Source organism: Microbacterium sp. BLY, from assembly GCF_017939615.1.
GTDB lineage: Bacteria > Actinomycetota > Actinomycetes > Actinomycetales > Microbacteriaceae > Microbacterium.
In genome coordinates this window covers 1,247,745-1,267,603 of record NZ_JAGKSR010000001.1, presented here as the reverse complement: position 1 = coordinate 1,267,603, position 19,859 = coordinate 1,247,745, and the positions used below count along the sequence as shown (strand labels likewise).

The window sequence follows — 19,859 nt, the reverse complement described above, 5'->3', positions numbered from 1 at the left end:
AGTGCACGGGCGATCGTGCACTCCGCCGTCGTCGTGAGAGCGAGAGGCACATCATGGCCACAGTGACCGAGACGCGGGCGGCGACCCCGGCTCCCCCCGCACGCCGCCCCGCCGTCCCGCCGACCCGGCGATCGCGGCTCCGACGGGAGGGGCTGACGGGGTGGCTGTTCATGGCACCGTTCGCGCTGCTGTTCGCCGTCGTCTTCCTCATCCCGATCATCGTGTCGGTGCGGTCGTCGTTCTTCGCCGAGGTGCCCGCCGGCGGCGGCCTGTACGGCGGCGGCGAGCTCGTCGACACGTTCGTCGGGCTCGACAACTTCGCCGCAGCCGCGACGGACGGCGCGTTCTGGGCCGGCATGGGACGGGTGGTGCTCTACGCGGCGTTCCAGATCCCGGTGATGATCATCGCCGCCCTCGCCCTGGCCCTGCTGCTGGACTCGTTCATCGTGCGGCGGCCCGCCCTGTTCCGCCTCGCGTTCTTCCTCCCGTACGCGGTCCCCGGGATCATCGCGGCGATGATGTGGCTCTACCTCTACACCCCCGAGGTGTCGCCCTTCCTGCCGTATCTGCCGGAGGGGACCGACCTCATGTCGCCGCAGACGATCCTCTTCTCGATGGCGAACATGACGACGTGGACCTACACGGGCTACAACATGCTCATCTTCCTCAGCGCCCTGCAAGCCATCCCCCGCGACCTGTACGAGGCCGCCCGCCTGGACGGCGCGACCGGATTCCAGATCGCGACCCGCATCAAGGTGCCGCTCGTGCGCGGCGCCGCCCTGCTGGCCGTGCTGCTGTCGATCATCGGCACCATCCAGTTGTTCAACGAGCCCGTCATCCTGGAGGCCGCGAACTCCTGGATGGGCAAGGACTTCACCCCGATGATGCTCACCTACAACACGATGATGGGCGAGCTGTCGCCGTCGGGCAGTGGCCCCGCGTCGGCATACTCGCTGCTCATGGCCGGGATCGCGGGCGCGCTCGCGATCGTGTACGCCCTGCTCCAGCGCCGGAAGGACGACGCATGACCACCACACGACTCGTGACCGTGGCCCCGCAGTCGACGCGGCACTCGCGCAAGCCGCAGGCAGCGGATGCCCCTCCGCCCTCGATCGCTCCCGGGCCCGCGGCCCGCACGTTCGGCATCATCGCCCTGGTCGTGGCCACCCTGTACTTCCTCGTACCGGTGTTCTGGCTGGTGGTCGCCTCGACGAAGAACAACGCCGACCTCACGTCGACGTTCGGATTCTGGTTCGCCGAGCCGAACCTCGCCGCCAACTACGACAGCCTCATGGGCTGGACGCAGGGACTGTTCTGGCGCTGGGTGGGCAACTCCCTGTTCTACTCGCTCAGCGCCGGGGTCATCGGCACGCTGTTCGCCGTGATGGCCGGCTACGCGATCGCCAAGTTCGCCTTCCCGGGGAAGAAGCTCGCGGTCGGCATCATCATGGCGGGGCTGCTGCTGCCGGTCGCCCTCCTTACGGTGCCGCTGTACATCGAGTTCCAGGCGCTCGGCCTCACGAACACGGTCTGGGCGATCATCATCCCCTCGGCGGTCTCGCCCTTCGGGGTCTTCCTCGGCATGGTCTACGCGCAGTCGTCCGTGCCGACCGAGCTGCTGGAAGCCGCCCGCATCGACGGCGCCGGGGAGGGGCGGATCTTCTTCACGATCGTGCTCCGACTGCTGGGCCCCGCGATGGTGACGATCTTCCTCTTCATCTTCGTCGCCACGTGGAACAACTTCCTGCTCCCGCTCATGATGATCTCCAGCCCCGACCTCAAGCCGGTCACCCTGGGCCTCTACGGCATGATGAGCTACTTCTCTCCCGACAAGGGCGCCGTCATGCTCGGGGCGCTGCTCGGCGTGATCCCGCTCATCGCCCTGTTCTTCACGCTGCAGAAGTACTGGCGCTCCGGTCTCGCCGCCGGCGCCGTCAAGGGCTAGGCACCTCGACCGCGCACAGACCGGAGGCCGCCCGCGCGAGCCTCCGGTCGTGCGTGAGGAGCGGGCAGCCGAGGGCCGCCGCGAGCGTCACATACGCGGCGTCGTACGCGGTGAGGTTGGCCCGCACTGCCAGGATGCGCGGCACCAGCGGCAGCGTGGGATGCAGGTCGACCGGGAGACGGGCGAGGTCGTCGGCCGCGGACTCGAGCGCCCCGGCGCTGAGGACACCGCCGCGTTCGAGCCCCCGCAGCGCACTGACCACCTCCACGGGCATCAGCTCCGGGGCGAGCAGGAACTCGTCCTCCAACCGCGCGCCCAGGGCGCGAGCCGATGTCCCGGCGCAGAGCAGGTCGACGACGATCGAGGCGTCGACGACGATCACCGCCCCGCGCGCCCCTCGTGCACGGCGGCGACGATCGTCTCCGGGGTGAGCGCGGTCGCCTCCGGTTGCCCCGCTCGTGCGCTCAGGAACTCGGAGAGCGGGGGACGCGCGGCGAGGCGGGCGAGCTCCGCCGACAGGTACTGCTGGAGCGACTGGCCCCGCTCGCGCGCACGTGCGGCGAGCACGGAGTGCACGCCCGGGTCGAGGTCGCGGATGAGGACGTTCGGCATGCTTACAGTATGCATGCAAGGCTCCTTTCGTGGATACCCCTCGAGTATCGAGGGCCGGAACCGTGCCGTTCCGCCTGGGACCCGCGGCCCGTGGAGAACTCATGGCACGCCCCGCCACGTGCAGAAGCGCTCAGGAGCCGATGAACTCCTCGGTCTCCCCGAAGGACGGCGCCTCCCGGATCTCCACCGTCGCACCGAGTCCGTCGGTGTCGAGCACCACGATCGCGTTGCGGCCCGCGCGCCACAGCGGCGCGGGGGCGTAGAGCGTCTCCTGCGGACCGACGCGCCAGTAGCGTCCGAGCAGGAATCCGTTCAGCCACACCATGCCCTTGCCGCCGCCGGGGAAGGCGAGCCACGCATCCAGCGGCTCTGCGACGTCCAGTGTGGCGACCGCGAGGCCGTCCACCCCGCAGGCGGCGGCGTCGTCCGCGACCGGAGCCGTCTGCGGCAGGAGGCGGTGCGTCCAGCCGTTCACGAGACGGCGGCCGATCATCACGCCGCGCATGATGCCCTTGCCCTCACCCGTGTACGGTCCGTAGTTGATGCGCCCGAGGCTCTCGACGACGAGCGTCAGCCGCCCGGACCCGCCGTCGGCGGGGAGAGCGAGGGACGTCTCACCGTCCCGTTCGAGCACACCGAGGCGGCGGTCGTCGAGGAAGACGACGGCGCGATCGTGCAGGCCGTCGACGGTCAGCGTCGCGCCGTCGGGGAACGAGACGTCGGCCTCGTAGGCCACGAGCCCGTCCTCCGCGCCGAGCTCCTCGAAGGTCAGCGGGCGGGGCGAGCGCGCGCCCGCCGCGGGTATCGCCCGGACGACGTCCCGCAGCGCGGTCCGCGGCTCCAGCGGCGCGGAGGCCGCCGACTGCCGACGCGGCTGGTCGGGAACCGGCGGCAGCCCGTCCGCATGGAACGGCGCGAAGAGCGCACGGAGCGCATGGAACTTCTCCCCCAGCGTGCCGTCCTCGCCGATCGGGGCGTCGGAGTCGTAGCTGGTCACCGTGGGCTGCAGCACCTGATCGTGGTTCGCGCCGTTCCACAGGCCGAAGTTCGTGCCCCCGTGCGCCGTGTAGAGGCTGACCGACCCGCCCTCGTCGAGCAGTTCGCGGATCGTGCCGCTCATGCTGTCCGCCGACCGTACATGGTGCCGCTCACCCCAGTGATCGAACCACCCGCCCCAGAGCTCGCTGCACATGAGAGCCTCGCCCGGCCGTCGCAGGGAGGCCGCCACCGGCACCCCGGTGCCGAACGTGAACGTCGTCATCGCCCCCGGCACGCTGCCGTGCGCGATCATGTCGGGCGTGATCCCGTCGGCCGTCGTCAGCATCTCGACCATGCCCCGCCGGCGCAGACCGTCGCGCAGATGGGCGAGGTAGGCGGCGTCGCTGCCGAACGACCCGTACTCGTTCTCGATCTGGACGGCCACGATGGGCCCCCCGTACGCCGCCTGCAGCGGGGCGAGCCGCGGGATCAGCTCGTCGTACCAGGCGTCGACCGCGGCGAGGAACGCGGGATCGCTCGTCCGGAGAGCGGCGACCCGCCCGGTGAGCCAGAACGGGAGCCCGCCGTTCGACCATTCCGCACAGATGTAGGGACTGGGGCGGAGGAACACGTCGAGGCCGACCTCGCCGGCCAGCCGCACGAACCTCTCGACGTCGCGCCAGCCGTCGAAGCGCCGGTCGCCCTCGACCCGCTCGTGGAAGTTCCAGGCGACGTAGGTGTCGACCGTGTTCGCGCCCATCGCGGCGAGCCGGCGCAGGCGGTCCTCCCACTGATCGGGGTGCACGCGGAAGTAGTGGATCGACCCGGACAGGATGCGGTGCGGCATGCCGTCACGGAGGATCTCCCCGTCGCGCCAGGACAGGGCGGGAGCGCCGGGGACGGCAGCGTCGCTCGGCGGGGCGACCGCGGTGGTCGAGCCGTCGGCAGCCGCGGCGAGAAGGTCGGACATGGCGCTCCAGTCGAAATTGTTTGCGTTCACATTATCGCATCGCGGAGGTCCATGCTCCCTGGTTTTCCGCGGAGGGATCGCTACCATTGGGGCATGTCCCCTCGCCGCCCGAAAGACGACCGCGCCCCCAGCCAGGTCGACGTCGCCCGCCTCGCCGGGGTCTCCACGCAGACGGTCTCGCGCGTGATGTCCGGGCAGGACAACGTCCGCCCCGACACCGCGCGACGCGTGCTCGCCGCGGTCGAGGAGCTCGGCTACCGGGTGCATGCCGCCGCCGCCTCCCTGGCGTCCGGACGCACGCGCGTGCTCGGGGTGATCGTCGTGTCGAGCGATCGCTACTCCTCCGCGGCGCTCGGCGTCGGCATCCAGCAGGCCGCCGCGGCGAACGGCTATACCGTGACCACGGCCGCGGTGGCCGACCATGCCTCGGACGACGCATTCCTCGAGGCCTTCGACCGGTTGGAGCGGCAGGGCGCGGAGGGCATCATCCTCGGCGTCCCGATCGCCCTGGACACTCCGGCCATGCGGGCGCGCACCGAGCGCACCCCCGCCACCCGCAGCGAGCGCACCTCCCTGGACGAGGACGCCCCGCTCGCGGTCGACCAGCGCGCGATCGCCCGGCTCGCCGTGGAGCACCTCCTCGACCTCGGCCATGAGACCGTCTGGCACGTCTCCGGCGACGACTACTGGACCGAGACGGAGCAGCGCAGCGAGGCCTGGGAGCAGACGCTCCGCGAACGCGGCATCGTCCCGCCGCCGGTGATCCCCGCCGACTGGACCCCGGAGTCCGGCTACCGGGCCGGCCGCACCATCGCCGCGATCCCGGAGGCGACGGCCGTGTTCGTCAGCAGCGACGAGATGGCGTTCGGTCTCATCCGCGCGCTGCACGAGGCCGGACGCAGCGTCCCCGAGGACATCTCCGTCGTGAGCGTCGACGACATCGCCCTCGCCGCCTACGCCTCGCCCGCGCTGACCACCATCCGTCAGCCGTTCGAGGCGATGGGCCGCGCGGCCGCCCTGCGTCTCATCGCCCAGATCGAGGGCCAGGAGCCGATCGGCGAGATGCCATCGACCGACCCGCAGCTCATCGTGCGGTCGTCGACCGCGCCACCCCGCCGCCCACGCTGACGGTCGCCGTCACCAGCGGCCGTGGCGGTGCTCCCACTCGTCCTCGATCGTGCGGCGACGACCCGCCATGATCCCCGCGGGGATCGAGACGACCAGGACGCCCGCCACCACCAGCAGCGGCACCGTCCAGCCGTCGGTCGTGTCGTGCAGCAGGCCCACGAGGAGCGGGAACACCGCCGCGATCGCGTAGCCGATGCTCTGCACGAATCCGCTGAGGGCGACCGCGCTCTCCGGGGTGCGGGCGCGGATACTGAGGAGCACGAGGCTGAGCGGGAACATGATGGCCGTGAGCCCGAAGATCGCGACCCACAGCGGCAGCGCCACGGTCGGGGCCAGCAGCAGACCGACGAGACCGACGAGACCGGCGACCACCGCCACGAGGAACAACGGGCGCGTGGCCTGGAACCGCACCACGAGCACCGGCACCAGCATCGAGCACGGCAGCCCGACGAGCGCGAACAGGGAGAGCAGGAACCCGGCGGTCGCCGCGCTCACCCCGCCGAGATCGACGAGGATGGTCGGCAGCCACGCGAACGCGACGTACGCCATCGTCGACGACGTGCCGAACACGAGCGCGAGCGCCCACGCGAGCGGCAGCCGCCAGAGCCGGCCGAAGACGCGCGGACTCGCCGACTGGGTCGTGATCGGCCCCGTCGAGGCCGCGACGGCGTCGCGCACATCGTCCACACCGTCGGTGGGGTCGGGGACCAGGAGCTCCGTCGGCACCTCACGGTCGGCGTCGCCCCGGGAACGGAGGAGCAGCGTGACCCACGGCACGAGAGCGAGTGCGGCCACCACGCCCCACATGCCCAGCGAGATCCGCCAGCCGACCGAATCCGCCACCGGCACCGCGACGAGCGGCGGCAGGAAGGTCGATACCGCGAGCGTCGTCGAGTACGCCGTCATCATGACGCCGAGACGGTCGGCGAAGTATTTCTTCACCAGCGGCGGGAGCAGGACGTTGCCCGATCCCACGCCGGCGAACACGACCGCGGTCGCCGCCAGCAGGCTCCAGGAGTCCGGGGCCAGGCCGCGCAGCAGCATGCCCGCTGCCATGAGCACGATCGCCGCGACCGCCATGCGCTCCAGCCCGAACCGCCGCTCGAACAGCGGCGTCAGCAGCCCGAACAGCGCGAAGCAGACCGGCGGAGCCGCCCCGATCAGGCCGACGATGACGGGAGCCACCGGGAAATCCTCGGCGACGTGGTCGAGCACCGGAGACAGCGACGCCACCGCCGAGCGCAGCGAGAAGGCGACCAGCACGATCCCGATCAGCGCGAGGGTGCGCCCCTGCCAGAGGGGCCGCCCCTGGGGTGAGCGCAGGGACCCGGTCATCAAGAGGTCTGCGACCCCTCCACCCAGGCGAGGTATTCGTCGGTGACGGTGCCGGTGACGTAGCGGCCGTCGAAGCAGCTCATGTCGAGATCCTCCAGCGCGGAGCCCTCGGTGATCGCGGCCTTGAGGTCGTCGACCTCCTGGTAGACGAGGTGGTCGCAGCCCAGCTCCTCGGCGATCTCGGGGATCGTGCGCCCGTGGGCGATGAGCTCGTGCCGCGACGGCATGTTGATGCCGTATACGTGCGGGTGCCGGACGGGCGGGGCGGCGGAGGCGAAGGTCACCGAGGCGGCACCGGCATCCCGGGCCATCTGGATGATCTCCTTCGAGGTGGTCCCCCGGACGATCGAGTCGTCGATCAGGAGCACGTTCTTGCCCTGGAACTCCGTCGACATCGCGTTGAGCTTCTGCCGCACGCTCTTCTTGCGCACCGCCTGCCCCGGCATGATGAATGTGCGGCCGACGTAGCGGTTCTTGTAGAAGCCCTCGCGGTACTCGATGCCGAGCTTGCGGGCGACCTCCATCGCGGCGGGGCGCGAGGAGTCGGGGATGGGCATGACCACGTCGATCTTGTCCATCGGCACGTGCTTCGCGATCGTGTCGGCGAGCTTGTCACCCATCCGCAGACGCGACTCGTACACCGAGATGCCGTTCATGACGGAGTCGGGACGGGCGAGGTAGACGTACTCGAACGCGCAGGGCGCGAGCGTCGCGGCGGTGGCGCACTGCTGGGAGAACAGCTCGCCGTCGTTCGTGATGAAGACGGCCTCACCGGGCTCGACCTCGCGCACGACCTCGTAGTCGCCGTTCTCGAGCACGAGCGACTCGCTCGCGACCACCCACTCGTACTCACCGAACGGGGTCCCTGAGGCTGTCGAAGGGACGACCGACGGACGACGGCCCAGGATCAGCGGACGGATGCCGAACGGGTCGCGGAATGCCAGCAGACCGTAGTTCGCGATGACGGCGATCACCGCGTACGCGCCCTCGATGCGGGCGTGCGTGCGGGCGACGGCCTCGAAGATGCGGTCGGGGTCGAGATCGACGGTCGAGGTCGTGGCCTGCAGCTCACCGGCGAGCACGTTGAGCAGCAGCTCCGTGTCGCTGGACGAGTTCAGGTGCCGGCGGTCGCGCTGGGCCATGTCGGCGGCGAGCTCGCGCGTGTTCGTCAGGTTGCCGTTGTGGATGAGGATGATGCCGTAGGGCGCGTTCACGTAGAACGGCTGCATCTCCTCTTCACTCGACGCGGTGCCCTTGGTGGCGTAGCGCACGTGACCGAGGCCGACGTTGCCCAGCAGCCCGCGCATGTCGCGGGTGCGGAACGCCTCGCGCACCATGCCCTGCGCCTTGGCGTTGTGCATGACGCCGTTCGCCTCGGCGGTGGCGATGCCCGTCGCATCCTGCCCGCGGTGCTGCAGCAGGAGGAGGGCGTCGTAGATGTCCTGATTGACCGGGGCAGAGCCCACCATTCCGACGATGCCGCACATGGGGTGTTACTTCGCTCCGTCCGCGTAGGCGCCGACCAGGCGCACCGCTCCACCGTCGACGCCCTTGGCGCCCTGTTCGAATTCGCCGGACGGGCGGGGCCCGAAGCCCACCGTGCCGACCTGCCAGGAGGGCAGACCCTCGGCGTTCAGCGCCGCGATCGCGGCGTCCTTCCTGTCCGCCGCCACCACGGCGAGGAAGCCGATGCCGAGGTTCCAGGTGCCCTCGGCGGACTCCAGCGTGGAGCCGGCGATGTCGCTCAGCACACGGAACACCGGGCTCGGCGACCACGTGCTGCGGTCGACCTCGACCCAGCTCCCCTGCGGCAGGACGCGCGCGAGGTTCGCGGCGATGCCGCCACCCGTGACGTGGGTCAGCGCGTGGACGCCGCCGGAGGCCTCGATCAGGCGCAGCAGCGGCAGCGTGTAGAGGCGGGTGGGCTCGAGGAGGGCCTCGCCCCAGGTGACGCCGAAGTCCGCGGCGTTGTCGCCGTAGGAGATGCCGGCGCGGGTGATGATGTGGCGCACGAGCGAGTAGCCGTTGGAGTGCAGGCCGCTGGAGGCGACCGCGATGACCACGTCGCCGTCCTGCACGCGCTCGGCGCCGAGGATCGCGTCGGCCTCAACCACGCCCGTCGCCGCGCCGGCGACGTCGTAGTCGCGGGGCCCGAGGAGTCCGGGGTGCTCCGCCGTCTCGCCGCCGACGAGGGCGGTGCCCGTCGCGGCGCACGCCTCAGCGATGCCGCGCACGATGTCCGCGATGCGCTCCGGGACGACCTTGCCGCACGCGATGTAGTCCGTCATGAAGAGCGGCTTGGCGCCCACCACGACGATGTCGTCGACGACCATGCCGACGAGGTCCTGCCCGATCGTGTCGTGCTTGTCGATGGCCTGCGCGATCGCGACCTTCGTGCCGACGCCGTCGGTGCTGGTCGCCAGCAGCGGACGCCGGAAGTCGCGCAGGGCACTGGCATCGAACAGGCCGGCGAAACCGCCGACACCGCCGAGCACCTCGGGACCGTGCGTCGCCCGCACGGACGACTTCATCAGTTCGACGGCGAGATCACCCGCCGCGGTATCGACGCCGGCTTCGGAATAGGGGTTGGTGGGGGAGGCAGCCACGCGAACAGCCTACCGCCCGCGGGCCCTCCCCCGGCCCGCCGGACGCCCGCTGCTTACGGTTCGGAAAGAACTCCCCTCCGGCGCCGCCGGCCCTGCCTACCGTGGCACTCCTTCCTCGCTCCGCACCCGCCCCGGGTCGGACGAGCCTCGGATGGAAAGGACCCGCGATGACCGACTCGACCCTGCCCGTGACGCCCGACGCCCACCCGCTGCCATCGTCGTCGTTCGGGGCGCCCGCCGCCGCACCGTGCACGACGATCACGGACCTGTTCGAGGCCCAGGCGGCGGCGCGGCCCGACCGCCCCGCCGTCGAGCACCTCACCGCGGCGGCGACGTACGGCGAACTCGACGACGCGGCCACCCGGTTGGCCGCGGACCTCCGGGGGCGCGGCGTCGGTCGCGGCGACGTCGTCGGGGTGTTCGTCGAGCGCTCGGTCGCGATGGTGATCGGCGTCCTCGCCGTCCTCAAGACGGGAGCCGCGTACGCGCCGCAGGACGCGCGCATCTCGCCGCGCGCGCAGCTGCGCCGAGTCGCCGAGCAGGCCGGGATGCGCGTGGTGCTCACCACCGGACGCTTTATCGCGGTGATGCCCGAGGGCCCGGACGTCGTCCGGATCGACGAGCCGCGCGCCGCCGCCGCGCCGGTCGCCCGCGGGGAGTCCGACCCGGCCGCCCCCTGCGCCGTCATCTTCACCTCCGGCACGACGGGGACGCCGAACGGCGTGCAGGTGACGCACGGCAACCTCGTCAACCTCCTGACCCAGGCGCCGGGAGACCTCGGCATCACGCCGGGAACCCGGGTCGGGCAGGTTCTCAACATCGCCTTCGACATGGCGATGTGGGAGATGTTCGGTGCGCTCCTGCACGGCGGCACCCTCGTCATCCGCGGGGCGGACATCGCCGCGACCGCCGAGGACGTCGACGTCCTCGTGGCCACCCCCAGCATCCTCGCGACGCTGTCGTCCGCCCGCAGCGCCGCCCGGACGGTCGTCGTCGCCGGCGAGCGCTGCCCCCAGGCCCTGGCGGACGAGTGGGCGCGCGGGCATCGCTTCCTCAACTCCTGCGGGCCCACCGAGATCACGATCATCAACACCCTCGTCGACCATGTCCCCGGCCGGCCGCTGACCATCGGCGGGCCGGTGCCAGGGACCAGCGTGTACGTGCTCGATGCGGACCTCCGCCCCGTGCCGGAGGGCGAGAGCGGCGAGATGTGGGTGGGCGGGGCCGGGGTGACCGCCGGGTACATCGGCAACCCGGAGCTCACCGCCGAGCGCTACCGTCCCGACCCGTTCGCGGCGGACGGCAGCCGGATGTTCCGCACCCGCGACGTGGGCCGCTGGACCCCGCAGGGCGAGCTCGAGCACCTCAGCCGCACGGACGACCAGGTGAAGGTGCGCGGGTTCCGCGTCGAGCTCGACTCCGTCTCCCGCGCGCTGGAGTCCGCGCCCGGGTGCACCGCCGCCGTCACGGTGAAGCGGGATTCCCGGAACCTCGCGGCGGTGATCGTACCGGCCACCGCCGACCCGGCGGCGGCCCGCGCCGCCGTCGCGGAACTCCTTCCTTATTACTGCGTGCCGGCGGAGGTCGTCGCGGTGGACCGGCTTCCCCTGACCCCGCGCGGCAAGGTGGATCGGGAGGCCGTGCAGCGCCTCCTCGACGCGGCGGCCGCCCTCGTGCCGAAGGCGGCCGCATGACCGCGCCGACCACCACCGCCCCGTCACACCGTGAGGACGCCGTCGCCTCGCGGTGGACCCGCCTGCGCCGCTCCCGCCACCTGAAGCCGTACAACCGGCTCGCCGCGCTGGTCATCGCGGGCAACGCGCTCGCGTTCGCTCTGCTGGCACCGCCGACGCCGGCGCAGGCCTTCACCGCCGCCGGGGTGAATGTGTTCGTGGCGGCGATCGTCCGGCAGCAGTACGTCATCAACCTGCTGTTCCGTCTCGCGACGCGGGCACCGCACGCGCTCCCCCTGCGCGTCCGCTGGGGGCTGGGGAAGATCTACAGCTTCGGCGGCGTGCATGTGGGGGCCGCGGTCGGCGCGACCGCCTGGTATCTCGCGTACACCGCCGGCACGATCGCCGACGGCGCATCGGCGCTGTTCCTGACGACGAGCATGATGGCGTCCCTCATCCTCCTGTCCCTCATCGTCACCTCGCTGCCCCCGCTGCGCGCCCGCCACCACGACCTCTTCGAGCGCACGCACCGCTTCGGCGGATGGGCGCTGCTGTTGCTCGTCTGGGTGCAGGCCGTGGCGATGCTGGTCGAGGCGCGGACCCCGCCCGCGCAGTACCTCGGCTCCGTGCCGCTGTGGCTGCTGGCGGCCACCACCGTGAGCATCGCGCTCCCGTGGCTGCGGCTGCGTCGCGTGCCGGTCGAGATCGAGACACCGTCGAGTCACGTGGCGATCGTCCGTTTCGACCACGGGGTCACGCCGTTCGCCGGGTCGTCGACCGCGATCAGCCGCAGCCCGCTGCGGGAGTGGCACGCGTTCGCCAACATCCCCGCTCCGGGGCAGTCCGGGTTCCGACTGACGATCTCGCGAGCAGGCGACTGGACCAGCCGGCTCATCGACGACAAGCCGCAGCACCTGTGGGTCAAGGGGATCCCGACCGCGGGGGTGGGCAACATCGACCGCCTCTTCACGCGGGTGGTGTGGGTGGCGACGGGCAGCGGCATCGGGCCCTGCCTGCCGCACCTCCTCGCCCGCACCGCTCCCGCGCATCTCGTGTGGTCGGCGCGGTCCCCCGTCGAGACCTACGGGCCGGACCTCGTGAGCGAGATCCGCGACGCGGTGCCCGGCGCCCTGATCTGGGACACCAGCGCCGACGGCAAACCCGACCTGCTCGCCCTGGCCCGTCGGGCCGTGCGCCGCAGCGGGGCCGAAGCGGTCATCTGCATCTCCAACATCTCCACCACCTGGTCCCTCGTCGAGGGGCTCGAACAAGAGGGCATCCCGGCCTTCGGAGCGATCTGGGACTCATGAGCGACGTGTACGAGACCATCGATGTGACCGTGACGGGCCCGGTGGCCCACGTCCGCCTGCACCGACCGGAACGGAGGAACGCACTGTCCGCACTGGTCATGAGCGACCTCAGCCAGGCGTTCGAGCGCCTGGCTCGCCGGACGCTGGCGGGCGTCGTGCTCAGCGGCGCCGGGACGGCGTTCTCCGCGGGGGCCGACCTGCGCGAACTCCGCGACGTGCGCGAGTCGCCCGATCCCGGCGCCGCGGGCCGCGCCGTCGCGGAGCGGGCGAAGGGACTGATGGCGCGCATCGAACAGCTCCCCTTCCCGACGATCGCCTGCGTGGACGGTCCGGCGGTGGGCGGCGGCCTGGAGCTCGCGCTCGCGTGCGACACGATCCACGCCGGTCCGGATGCGCTGTTCGCGCTGCCCGAGCCGACCCTCGGCCTGCTCCCGGGGTTCGGCGGCGTCCGCCGGCTCGTGGACCGTGTGGGACCGGCCCTCGCGAGCGAGATGGTGCTGACCGGGCGGCGGATCGACGGCGGCGAGGCCCTCGCGCACGGCCTCGCCACGCGTCTGGTGCCGTCCGCGGCGCTGACGAGGGAGGCCGCGGCAAGCCTCACCGCCGGTGCCCCGCGCTCACGGGCGGCGACGGCCCTGGCGCGGACCGCGCTGCGCGCCGCCATCGGCGACGACCGGGAGACGGCCTTCGCCGAGGAGACCCGGCTGTACGGCGTCGCATTCGCCGAGGACGACAGCCGCGAGGGCATCGCCGCGTTCCTGGAGAAGCGGCCGCCGGCCTTCGCCTCCGAGGCCGGCTGACGCGCGGCAGGGGCCCGGCTCGCCACCGCGAACCGGGCCCCTGCCGTCACACGGGTCGGCGCTCAGCTGCCACCGGCGACCGTGTCGCGGGCGTCCTGGGCGCTGCTCTTCACCTCGTCGACGGCGCGGTTCGCGTCGTCCCTGACGTGGGCGGCGGCGCCCGCCGCCTCGTCCTTGACCGCGGCGAACGCCTCCTGGGCGGGCTCCTTGAGGTCCTGCCCGATCGTCTTGGCGACGTCCGTCGCCTCGTCGACCAGCGGCTGCGCCTTGTCCTTGATCTCCTCGGCCAGCTCCTTCTCCTTGGACGAGGCGGGGATCACGGCGGCCACGACGAGCCCGGCGGCGAAGGCCATCAGCCCCACCGCGAGCGGGTTGCCCTGCGCCTTCGCGACGGTGTGCCGTCCGGCGTCGGCGACCGCGGAGGAGGCATCCCCCACCCGGTCCCCGGCGTCGTCGGCGGCGCCCATCACCCGGTCGACGGCCGAGCGCACGGCACCCTTCATCTTCTGCGTCTGCCGGTGCACGACCTTCGAGGGGGTGACCTTGTCGGCGAGCGCGTCGACGTCTCTGCCGAACTCCGCTCGCGTCCTCTCGATGTCGGCGCGGATCGCGTCGGGGGAATCGCTCATTTGTTCTCCTCATTCCTCTTCACCGCATCGGGGATGCGCTTGAGGCTGTCCACGGTGCGCGGCGCCCCTTCGATGCTCTTCAACTGCGTGCGTCCCATCAGGAACAGGACGAGGGCGACGAGCGCCCAGATGACCGCGACGATCACGGCCGACCAGCCGAGGCCGGTGACGTAGGCCCCGAGCGCCCACCAGAGGGCGACCGACAGAAAGAACACGGCCATGAGTGCGCCGTATCCCGCCCCGCCGAGCATCCCCGCTCCGCGTCCGGCGCGGGCGGCGGACTGCTTGAGCTCGGCCTTCGCCAGCTCCAGCTCCTGCCGCATCAGGGTGGACAGGTCGGTCGTGACCTCGCTGAGCAGATCGCCGAGCGATGTGGTCTCGGCCTTCTGCTCCGAGGGCGTAGGGGTGGCGTCGGTCATGGTCGCTCCTCATCGGCGGAGCCGCGGGTGGCGGCGTCCGTCCGGTCGTAGAGCGGCGTGCCCGCGTCGCCCGCGCGCTCGCCGTGCGGTGTGACGCCCCACGGCGCGGTGCCGGCGTCGATTCCGCTCATGCCGTCCGGCGCTCCGGGCACGGTGCCGTCGGTCGGCAGCGGCGGCTGGCCGAGGGTCGTGTTGCCCGCCACGTCGGCGCCTCCGACGACGCCGGCCGCGCCCGCGCTGCCGGGGACGGCCCCGGGCGTGGTCGCGACGGGAACCTCGGGCCGCGGCGGCACGGCGGGGGTCGTGGCCCCCGATCCGGACGAGGCGGACTCCGCGGCGCCCTCCGAGAGCGCCCGCGTCAGCCGGCCCACCACGAGACCGGCGACGGCGGCCACGGCGATGAACGTGCCGGGCTTGGCCCGCGCATACGACTTCACCTCCGTGAGCAGCGACCCCGGATCGCGGTCGCCGATCCATCCGGCGATCCCCTGGATGCGCGTGGACGCCTGGCGGACGAGATCGGCGGCCACGCCGCCCTCCGAGTGCTCCGCCATCGAGCCCAGTTCGCCGCCGACGGACCGCAGCCCGTCCGCGACCCGCCGCTGCTGCACGGCCGCCTGCTCCGTCAGCTCGCTCTTGGTCTGGTGGTACAGGTCGCGCACCTGGTCCTTCGCCTCGTGGGCGACGGCGCCCACCTCGGACTTCGCCGTCTCGACGACGCCCGCCGCTTCGTCCTTCGCCGTGCCCGCCACGCCCGCCGCCTCGTTCGCGGCGGTCCGGACGGTCCCCGGAGACTCGGTCGTACCGCTGCCCGCGGCACCTTCTGCATTGCTCTGCGACATCGTTCTTCCTCTCGACTCCCGCCGACGGCCGCCGACGTGCCAGCAGGTCTACTCCCGGGTCGGGGGATCACGGTGAGGGTTGACGCGGCTCGCCGCGGGCATTACCGTGCCGGGCCCCCGCGCCGCTGCCGCGGCCGCCTACGATGGGGGCCATGGCCGACAAGCCGCAGTGGCTCATCCGCGAAGACGCGAGCATCGCGGTGCTCGTGGCGCTCGCGCTGCGACAGCTGCTGGGCATCCGCGCACCGCTGGATCTGCCGGCCCTGCGCGACCTCCCGGTGCGGGCACCGGACGCCGCGGACGCGTCGCCGGCCGTGGAGGCGCAGTGGCGCGACTACTGGGACATGACGGTGGAACCGCGCTCGCATCACTCCGGTGTGCCGCTGGAGCTCGTCGACGGGTTCGACACGCTGGTCGCCCTCCCCGCCACGGGCGCCGAGGCACTCACGGCGGCGATCCGCCCGCACGCCGGCACCGCCCTGCAGTACGCGGAGGTCGCCCACCACCGCTATGTGGGGGCGATGAAGAGCCACACCGGCGGGGACGCCTATCGGGCGTATGCCAGCGCGATCGCCGAGTTCGAGCGGGACATCGGCCGCCGCGCCCACTCCTTCGAGCTGAACGTGCAGGTGCTGCCGTTGTCGCAGCGCGGGATCTGGTGGATCGGCGATCTCACGGTCGCGGTGACCGACGGCCTCCGTCGCGACGTGGTGGCGTTCGACTCCGCGATCCGCCCGGTGATCGCCGAGCTCGCCTAGCCGCGTTCCGCGTCGTCGCCGTCGTCGACCACGGTCTCCCGGTCGACGGTCACGACGCGGTCGTGCCGGCGGGCCAGACGCTCGAGCACCAGTCCCGCCACCCCGCCCAGGGCGAGCCCGATCGGCACCGTCCAGAGGAGCAGGAAGCCGAAGACCTGGCCCGGCGGGTAGACGACGTCGAGGGCGTCGGACTGCTCGAAGCTGCCCACCATGGTGAGGATGCCCGCGGCGATGATGCCCAGCACCACCCCGATGCCCATGAGCACGCCGTACCGCGGCACGCGGCGCACGGTCGCTTCGACGGTCTGGTGGGTGTCAGAGGAGGGCATGCCTCCATTGTCCCACCGTCCGCAGGCCCCGTGCACCCGGATGCGCGACCGCCCTCCCCCGCAGACGAGGGGAGGGCGGTCCGGCCGCCGCCGGAGTCAGACCTCGGTGGTCGTCTCGGCGGACTCGTCCCTCCGGGCGCGGCGGACCAGGAGCACGCCGCCGGTCGCGGCGAGCGCCACGACGACCAGGCCGCCGACGATCCAGGGCCACACCGGGGCCTGGTCGGCGACCACCGGCGCACTGATCGCGGTCACCGCGGCTCCGGCGTCCGCCTCCGCCTCGGGCTCCTCCGCGGGGGTCCCGCAGGCCGCACCGACCGGGATCGTCGCCGAGACCGGGTCGAGCTCCTCGCCCGCCTGGTAGGTGCCGAAGGCGGCGGCTCCCGCCGCGGTCAGCGTCGTCGGCAGCGCGTCGAGGACGAGGGCACCGTCCACGACGGCGGCGTCCGCGAGGGTGAACTCGGCCAGACGCACGCCCTGCTGGGCGATGCTCTCGCCGGCCTGGGTGGTGCCGGTGACATCGAACACGAGGTACCCGGTGTCGCCGGCGAGCTCGACGCGGGCGTTCGCGAGCGTGGTGTTCAGCGCCCCGTCGTGGCCCGTGAAGGTGAGCGCGCCGCCGTACGTGACCAGGCCGGTGCGCGCCGTGTCGTCCAGCGACCCTGTGCCGTTCGCCCACACGAACGCGGGGTACTCGTAGGTGACGTCGCTCAGGGTCCAGCCGCCCTTCGCGATGCCCTCGATGTAGGTGCGGAAGGACTCCTTGTAGCCCCAGTGCAGCGTCGCTCCCTCCACCGTGCACGCGCCGATCGCCGTCGTCTGCCGGGCGAGCGTGAACGCGAGGCCGCGGTCGACGGACCCCTGGAAGGTGAGGGTGTGGTCACCGTCCGCGAGGGTCGCCGGCAGCGATCCGGACCACGTCGCGACCCCCGCGGCGTCGGCCGCGACGGTGTCGAGCAGCACGGGCGTGGAGTACACGACCACCTGGATGCCCTCCTCGTTCGGCCGGAAGCCGGAGGCCGAGACCGTGGCGGGCTCGCCGGCGGTGAGCGCGGCGAGGTTGTCCGCGTCGACCTCGATGCCGGTGGCCGCAGGAGGGGTCGCCGGGAGCGTCCGCTTCGGAGCGACCATGGCCGCGGCGACGGTCCCCGTCGCGCCGGACGGTGCCGCGGCGACGGAGCCGATCGTGAAGGTGACCGAGTTCAGCGCGGTGCCGTAGCCGGAGAGCACGCGGTCGCGTCCGGTGTCCGTGAGGGCGGCCGGCGCGGCAGTGTAGGTCACGGCCCCGTTGGCGGCGGTGCGGACGGCCCGCGACAGGTCGAGCGTCGCGAACGGCACCTGAGTCCCCCCGCTCGTCACGAGCAGTGTCGCGGACGACGCGGACGTGATCCGGATCACCGGGTCGGCGACCGTGACGTCGAGCACTCCGTGGTGCCCCGTGAAGCGCACCGCTCCGCGATACACGACGCTGCCTCGTCCGCTCTTCGCGTCGTAGTCGCCGCCCACCGTCTGCCCGAACTGGAACTGGCTGCCGGAACGCGTGGCCCCGCCGGAGACGGAGATCGCCCCCTGGGCGATCGGCCCGGTGATGTAGTTCGTGAACGACGAGGAGATCGCCCAGCGCAGGGATCCGCCCGGCACGGTCGCGGCGGGCGCGGTCGGAGTCGGCGTCACCGGAGGCTTCGGCTCGGTCGGCTTCTCGCCGCGCAGCGCGCGCCACTGGGCGTCGCTGATCGCGACGGCCGCCCGCGCGTGGATGGTGTCGGCGTTCGGCATCGTGTGCTGCTGCCACACGATAACCTCGTAGGTCTTCGCGCGGTCGAGGTCCTTCGCCGCGGCCGTCAGGTCGACCGTGAACGCCCCGGAGCCGATGTTCCGCACGTACTGCATGGCGAGGAAGCCCCCGCCGGCCGTCACGTCCGCCTCGGTTCCCGTCTCGATGAGGGCGACGTACGCCCCCGCGACGGCGCCGAGCTCGGCGGCGGTGGCCTTCACCGTCAGGCCGTCCTGCGCGGTGGCGCCCACGACGGCGGTCGTGACCGTCGGCCCGGGCGACGGCAGGAGGGCGTTCCACTCGGCGTCGGTGATCGCGACGGTGGACCGCGCGTGGATCGTGCTCGCGTTCGGCATCGTGTGCTGCTGCCACACGATGACCTCGTAGGTCTTCGAGCGGTCCAGCGCGCTCGCCTCCGCGGTGAGGTCGACGGCGAAGCCGCCGCCGGTGATGTTCCGCACGTACTGCATCGCGAGGAACCCGCCCCCGGCGGTGACGTCGGCCTCGGTGCCCTTCTCGATCAGCGCCACGTAGGCGCCGCTGACGGCACCGAGCTTCGACGCGGTCGCGGTGACGGTGAGACCGTCCTCGGCGGTGGCGGCCTTCACGGTCGTGGTCAGCGCCGAGGGGATGCGGTAGTCGAGGGCGACGCGGCGCTCCTGCTCCGGGTTGGCGACGCCACCGGCCGCGTACGTGTACACGCCGTAGGTGCCGGGGGTCGCGGGGGTGTCCTTCAGTGTCAGCGCGACCTCGAACGAGCCCTCGGCGGAGATGTCCCCCCACTGCGCACGGATCGCGCCCTGGTACTGCGTGGGCACCTGCGCGAGCACGTCCTCCGCGAGCGCCCAGGCCTGCGCGCCGACGGAACGGCTCGAGGACGGCGCCCCCTGGGACGGCTGCCAGGTCTCGGCGAAGTTGCCGAACACCACGTACGTGCCCTGCGGGAGGTGGGCCGGGATGGGAACGCCCCGGCCGCCCACGTTCGCGGTCGGCTCGTATCCGGTGCCCTTCACGATGATCCGGTCGCCCGCCTGGAGACGCGTGCCGGAGGCCGGGGTGGTGCCATCGGCGAGGAACACCTCGATCGCGGCCGGCGCCGGCGTGGTCTCCCCGGGCTGGGTCTCCCCGGGCTCGGTCTCGCCAGGCTGGGTCTCGCCGGGCTCGGTCTCGCCAGGCTCAGTCTCGCCAGGCTGCGTCTCGCCGGGCTCGGTCTCGCCGGGCTCGGTCTCGCCAGGCTCCGGCTCCGTGGACGTCGTGCCGAAGACCGTGTCCCACTGGGCCGGCGTCACCGCGACGTCGCCGCGGCCGTAGATCGTGGCCGCGGTCGGTGCGGAGTGCTGCTGCCACACGACCACCTCGTAGCTCTGCGTCCGATCGAGCGCGGCGACCGGAGCCGTGAGCGTGAAGGTCGTCGCGCCCTGCTGCACCGTGGGGAACGGGAGCGCGAAGGCGGCGTAGCCGCCGCCCGCCGAGACGCCGCTCTCGGTCCCGGTGACGATGAGCGCGGCATAGACCCCGGTCACGTCCGGCAGTCCGGTGGCCTGCACCGAGACGGTGAGGCCGGTGGGGGCGGCGGCGGACACGGTCGCGGTGACGGACGCTCCGGCAGCGCGCGCCGGCGGGGCGGTCATCGCACCGGCGGCGACGAGGACGAAGGAGACGAGGGCGGCGAGCAGGACGCGTAGGCGTGTGCTCGCAGTGGGGGTGTGTGCTGTGGCGTTCACGGTTCTCCGCGGCCCCCGGGGCGCGAT

18 protein-coding genes are annotated in these 19,859 nt (G+C 72.4%); 7 read left to right on the top strand and 11 right to left on the bottom strand.

Annotated features, from left to right (window positions below; genetic code table 11):
• The first annotated feature begins 53 nt into the window (after nucleotides 1-53).
• On the top strand, nucleotides 54-1,028 hold the full coding sequence (locus KAF39_RS06385) for a carbohydrate ABC transporter permease (RefSeq protein WP_210676480.1): 975 nt from the start codon (nucleotides 54-56) through the stop codon (nucleotides 1,026-1,028).
• A complete protein-coding gene (locus KAF39_RS06380) occupies nucleotides 1,025-1,945 on the top strand; it encodes a carbohydrate ABC transporter permease (protein WP_210676479.1) in 921 nt (306 codons plus the stop codon). The genes KAF39_RS06385 and KAF39_RS06380 overlap by 4 nt, the downstream gene beginning before the upstream one ends.
• Here KAF39_RS06380 and KAF39_RS06375 read toward each other — a convergent pair.
• The 3 genes from KAF39_RS06375 to KAF39_RS06365 form a co-directional block, all read right to left on the bottom strand.
• Nucleotides 1,935-2,327, bottom strand: coding sequence for a type II toxin-antitoxin system VapC family toxin (locus tag KAF39_RS06375; RefSeq protein ID WP_210676478.1), 393 nt, complete (start codon nucleotides 2,325-2,327; stop codon nucleotides 1,935-1,937). The genes KAF39_RS06380 and KAF39_RS06375 overlap by 11 nt on opposite strands.
• Nucleotides 2,324-2,557 carry a hypothetical protein gene (locus tag KAF39_RS06370; RefSeq protein ID WP_210676477.1) on the bottom strand — a complete coding sequence of 78 codons (234 nt, stop codon included), beginning with the start codon at nucleotides 2,555-2,557 and terminating at the stop codon, nucleotides 2,324-2,326. The genes KAF39_RS06375 and KAF39_RS06370 overlap by 4 nt, the downstream gene beginning before the upstream one ends.
• 130 nt (nucleotides 2,558-2,687) lie before the next feature.
• On the bottom strand, nucleotides 2,688-4,505 hold the full coding sequence (locus KAF39_RS06365; RefSeq protein ID WP_210676476.1) for a beta-galactosidase family protein: 1,818 nt from the start codon (nucleotides 4,503-4,505) through the stop codon (nucleotides 2,688-2,690).
• A gap of 93 nt (nucleotides 4,506-4,598) precedes the next feature.
• Here KAF39_RS06365 and KAF39_RS06360 point away from each other — a divergent pair, with 93 nt between their 5' ends.
• Nucleotides 4,599-5,633: a LacI family DNA-binding transcriptional regulator gene (locus KAF39_RS06360; RefSeq protein WP_210676475.1), complete on the top strand. Its 1,035-nt coding sequence runs from the start codon at nucleotides 4,599-4,601 to the stop codon at nucleotides 5,631-5,633.
• A gap of 9 nt (nucleotides 5,634-5,642) precedes the next feature.
• Here KAF39_RS06360 and KAF39_RS06355 read toward each other — a convergent pair whose 3' ends face one another.
• Genes KAF39_RS06355 through purM form a run of 3 tightly spaced genes read right to left on the bottom strand, consistent with a single transcriptional unit; the run spans nucleotide 5,643 to nucleotide 9,574 of the window.
• On the bottom strand, nucleotides 5,643-6,968 hold the full coding sequence (locus KAF39_RS06355; RefSeq protein WP_210676474.1) for a CynX/NimT family MFS transporter: 1,326 nt from the start codon (nucleotides 6,966-6,968) through the stop codon (nucleotides 5,643-5,645).
• The gene (gene purF, locus KAF39_RS06350; RefSeq protein WP_210676473.1) at nucleotides 6,968-8,455 is read right to left on the bottom strand and encodes an amidophosphoribosyltransferase; all 1,488 of its coding nucleotides are present in this window, start codon (nucleotides 8,453-8,455) and stop codon (nucleotides 6,968-6,970) included. Before purF ends, KAF39_RS06355 begins: the two co-directional genes overlap by 1 nt.
• 6 nt (nucleotides 8,456-8,461) lie before the next feature.
• Nucleotides 8,462-9,574 (bottom strand): phosphoribosylformylglycinamidine cyclo-ligase, encoded by a 1,113-nt coding sequence (gene purM, locus KAF39_RS06345; RefSeq protein ID WP_210676472.1) that lies wholly within the window; start codon nucleotides 9,572-9,574, stop codon nucleotides 8,462-8,464.
• A gap of 167 nt (nucleotides 9,575-9,741) precedes the next feature.
• On the opposite strand from purM, the gene KAF39_RS06340 reads away from it, so the two are divergent.
• From KAF39_RS06340 to KAF39_RS06330, 3 genes are read left to right on the top strand one after another with little or no spacing between them, the layout of a single operon-like run.
• On the top strand, nucleotides 9,742-11,268 hold the full coding sequence (locus KAF39_RS06340) for an amino acid adenylation domain-containing protein (protein WP_210676471.1): 1,527 nt from the start codon (nucleotides 9,742-9,744) through the stop codon (nucleotides 11,266-11,268).
• A complete protein-coding gene (locus KAF39_RS06335) occupies nucleotides 11,265-12,557 on the top strand; it encodes a ferredoxin reductase family protein (protein WP_210676470.1) in 1,293 nt (430 codons plus the stop codon). Before KAF39_RS06340 ends, KAF39_RS06335 begins: the two co-directional genes overlap by 4 nt.
• Entirely contained in the window at nucleotides 12,554-13,357 is an 804-nt protein-coding gene (locus KAF39_RS06330; RefSeq protein WP_210676469.1) for an enoyl-CoA hydratase/isomerase family protein, read from the top strand. Before KAF39_RS06335 ends, KAF39_RS06330 begins: the two co-directional genes overlap by 4 nt.
• Nucleotides 13,358-13,419: 62 nt before the next feature.
• Here the strand turns inward: KAF39_RS06330 and KAF39_RS06325 are convergent, their stop codons facing one another.
• From KAF39_RS06325 to KAF39_RS06315, 3 genes are read right to left on the bottom strand one after another with little or no spacing between them, the layout of a single operon-like run.
• The gene (locus tag KAF39_RS06325; protein WP_210676468.1) at nucleotides 13,420-13,986 is read right to left on the bottom strand and encodes a DUF3618 domain-containing protein; all 567 of its coding nucleotides are present in this window, start codon (nucleotides 13,984-13,986) and stop codon (nucleotides 13,420-13,422) included.
• Nucleotides 13,983-14,405, bottom strand: a complete 423-nt coding sequence (locus KAF39_RS06320) for a phage holin family protein (RefSeq protein ID WP_210676467.1) — start codon at nucleotides 14,403-14,405, stop codon at nucleotides 13,983-13,985. Before KAF39_RS06320 ends, KAF39_RS06325 begins: the two co-directional genes overlap by 4 nt.
• Nucleotides 14,402-15,247, bottom strand: coding sequence for a hypothetical protein (locus KAF39_RS06315; protein ID WP_210676466.1), 846 nt, complete (start codon nucleotides 15,245-15,247; stop codon nucleotides 14,402-14,404). The genes KAF39_RS06320 and KAF39_RS06315 overlap by 4 nt, the downstream gene beginning before the upstream one ends.
• A 152-nt stretch (nucleotides 15,248-15,399) precedes the next feature.
• Between KAF39_RS06315 and KAF39_RS06310 the strand changes: the two genes are divergently transcribed.
• On the top strand, nucleotides 15,400-16,005 hold the full coding sequence (locus tag KAF39_RS06310) for a zinc-binding alcohol dehydrogenase (RefSeq protein ID WP_210676465.1): 606 nt from the start codon (nucleotides 15,400-15,402) through the stop codon (nucleotides 16,003-16,005).
• On the opposite strand, the gene KAF39_RS06305 is transcribed toward KAF39_RS06310, so the two are convergent.
• The gene (locus KAF39_RS06305) at nucleotides 16,002-16,334 is read right to left on the bottom strand and encodes a potassium transporter Trk (protein WP_210676464.1); all 333 of its coding nucleotides are present in this window, start codon (nucleotides 16,332-16,334) and stop codon (nucleotides 16,002-16,004) included. The two genes, KAF39_RS06310 and KAF39_RS06305, sit on opposite strands and share 4 nt — an antisense overlap.
• A gap of 96 nt (nucleotides 16,335-16,430) precedes the next feature.
• Nucleotides 16,431-19,832: an HtaA domain-containing protein gene (locus tag KAF39_RS16240; RefSeq protein ID WP_210676463.1), complete on the bottom strand. Its 3,402-nt coding sequence runs from the start codon at nucleotides 19,830-19,832 to the stop codon at nucleotides 16,431-16,433.
• Nucleotides 19,833-19,859 lie beyond the last annotated feature (27 nt).

Bases quoted from the DNA above. Each gene is read 5' to 3' on its own strand.
- KAF39_RS06365 (WP_210676476.1), bottom strand. From the start codon at position 4,505: ATGTCCGACCTTCTCGCCGCGGCTGCCGACGGCTCGACCACCGCGGTC.
- KAF39_RS06315 (WP_210676466.1), bottom strand. From the start codon at position 15,247: ATGTCGCAGAGCAATGCAGAAGGTGCCGCGGGCAGCGGTACGACCGAG.
- KAF39_RS06380 (WP_210676479.1), top strand. From the start codon at position 1,025: ATGACCACCACACGACTCGTGACCGTGGCCCCGCAGTCGACGCGGCAC.
- KAF39_RS06385 (WP_210676480.1), top strand. From the start codon at position 54: ATGGCCACAGTGACCGAGACGCGGGCGGCGACCCCGGCTCCCCCCGCA.
- KAF39_RS06370 (WP_210676477.1), bottom strand. From the start codon at position 2,557: ATGCCGAACGTCCTCATCCGCGACCTCGACCCGGGCGTGCACTCCGTG.
- KAF39_RS06320 (WP_210676467.1), bottom strand. From the start codon at position 14,405: ATGACCGACGCCACCCCTACGCCCTCGGAGCAGAAGGCCGAGACCACA.
- KAF39_RS06360 (WP_210676475.1), top strand. From the start codon at position 4,599: ATGTCCCCTCGCCGCCCGAAAGACGACCGCGCCCCCAGCCAGGTCGAC.
- KAF39_RS06310 (WP_210676465.1), top strand. From the start codon at position 15,400: ATGGCCGACAAGCCGCAGTGGCTCATCCGCGAAGACGCGAGCATCGCG.
- purF (WP_210676473.1), bottom strand. From the start codon at position 8,455: ATGTGCGGCATCGTCGGAATGGTGGGCTCTGCCCCGGTCAATCAGGAC.
- KAF39_RS06305 (WP_210676464.1), bottom strand. From the start codon at position 16,334: ATGCCCTCCTCTGACACCCACCAGACCGTCGAAGCGACCGTGCGCCGC.
- KAF39_RS06325 (WP_210676468.1), bottom strand. From the start codon at position 13,986: ATGAGCGATTCCCCCGACGCGATCCGCGCCGACATCGAGAGGACGCGA.
- KAF39_RS06340 (WP_210676471.1), top strand. From the start codon at position 9,742: ATGACCGACTCGACCCTGCCCGTGACGCCCGACGCCCACCCGCTGCCA.
- KAF39_RS06330 (WP_210676469.1), top strand. From the start codon at position 12,554: ATGAGCGACGTGTACGAGACCATCGATGTGACCGTGACGGGCCCGGTG.
- KAF39_RS06355 (WP_210676474.1), bottom strand. From the start codon at position 6,968: ATGACCGGGTCCCTGCGCTCACCCCAGGGGCGGCCCCTCTGGCAGGGG.
- KAF39_RS06335 (WP_210676470.1), top strand. From the start codon at position 11,265: ATGACCGCGCCGACCACCACCGCCCCGTCACACCGTGAGGACGCCGTC.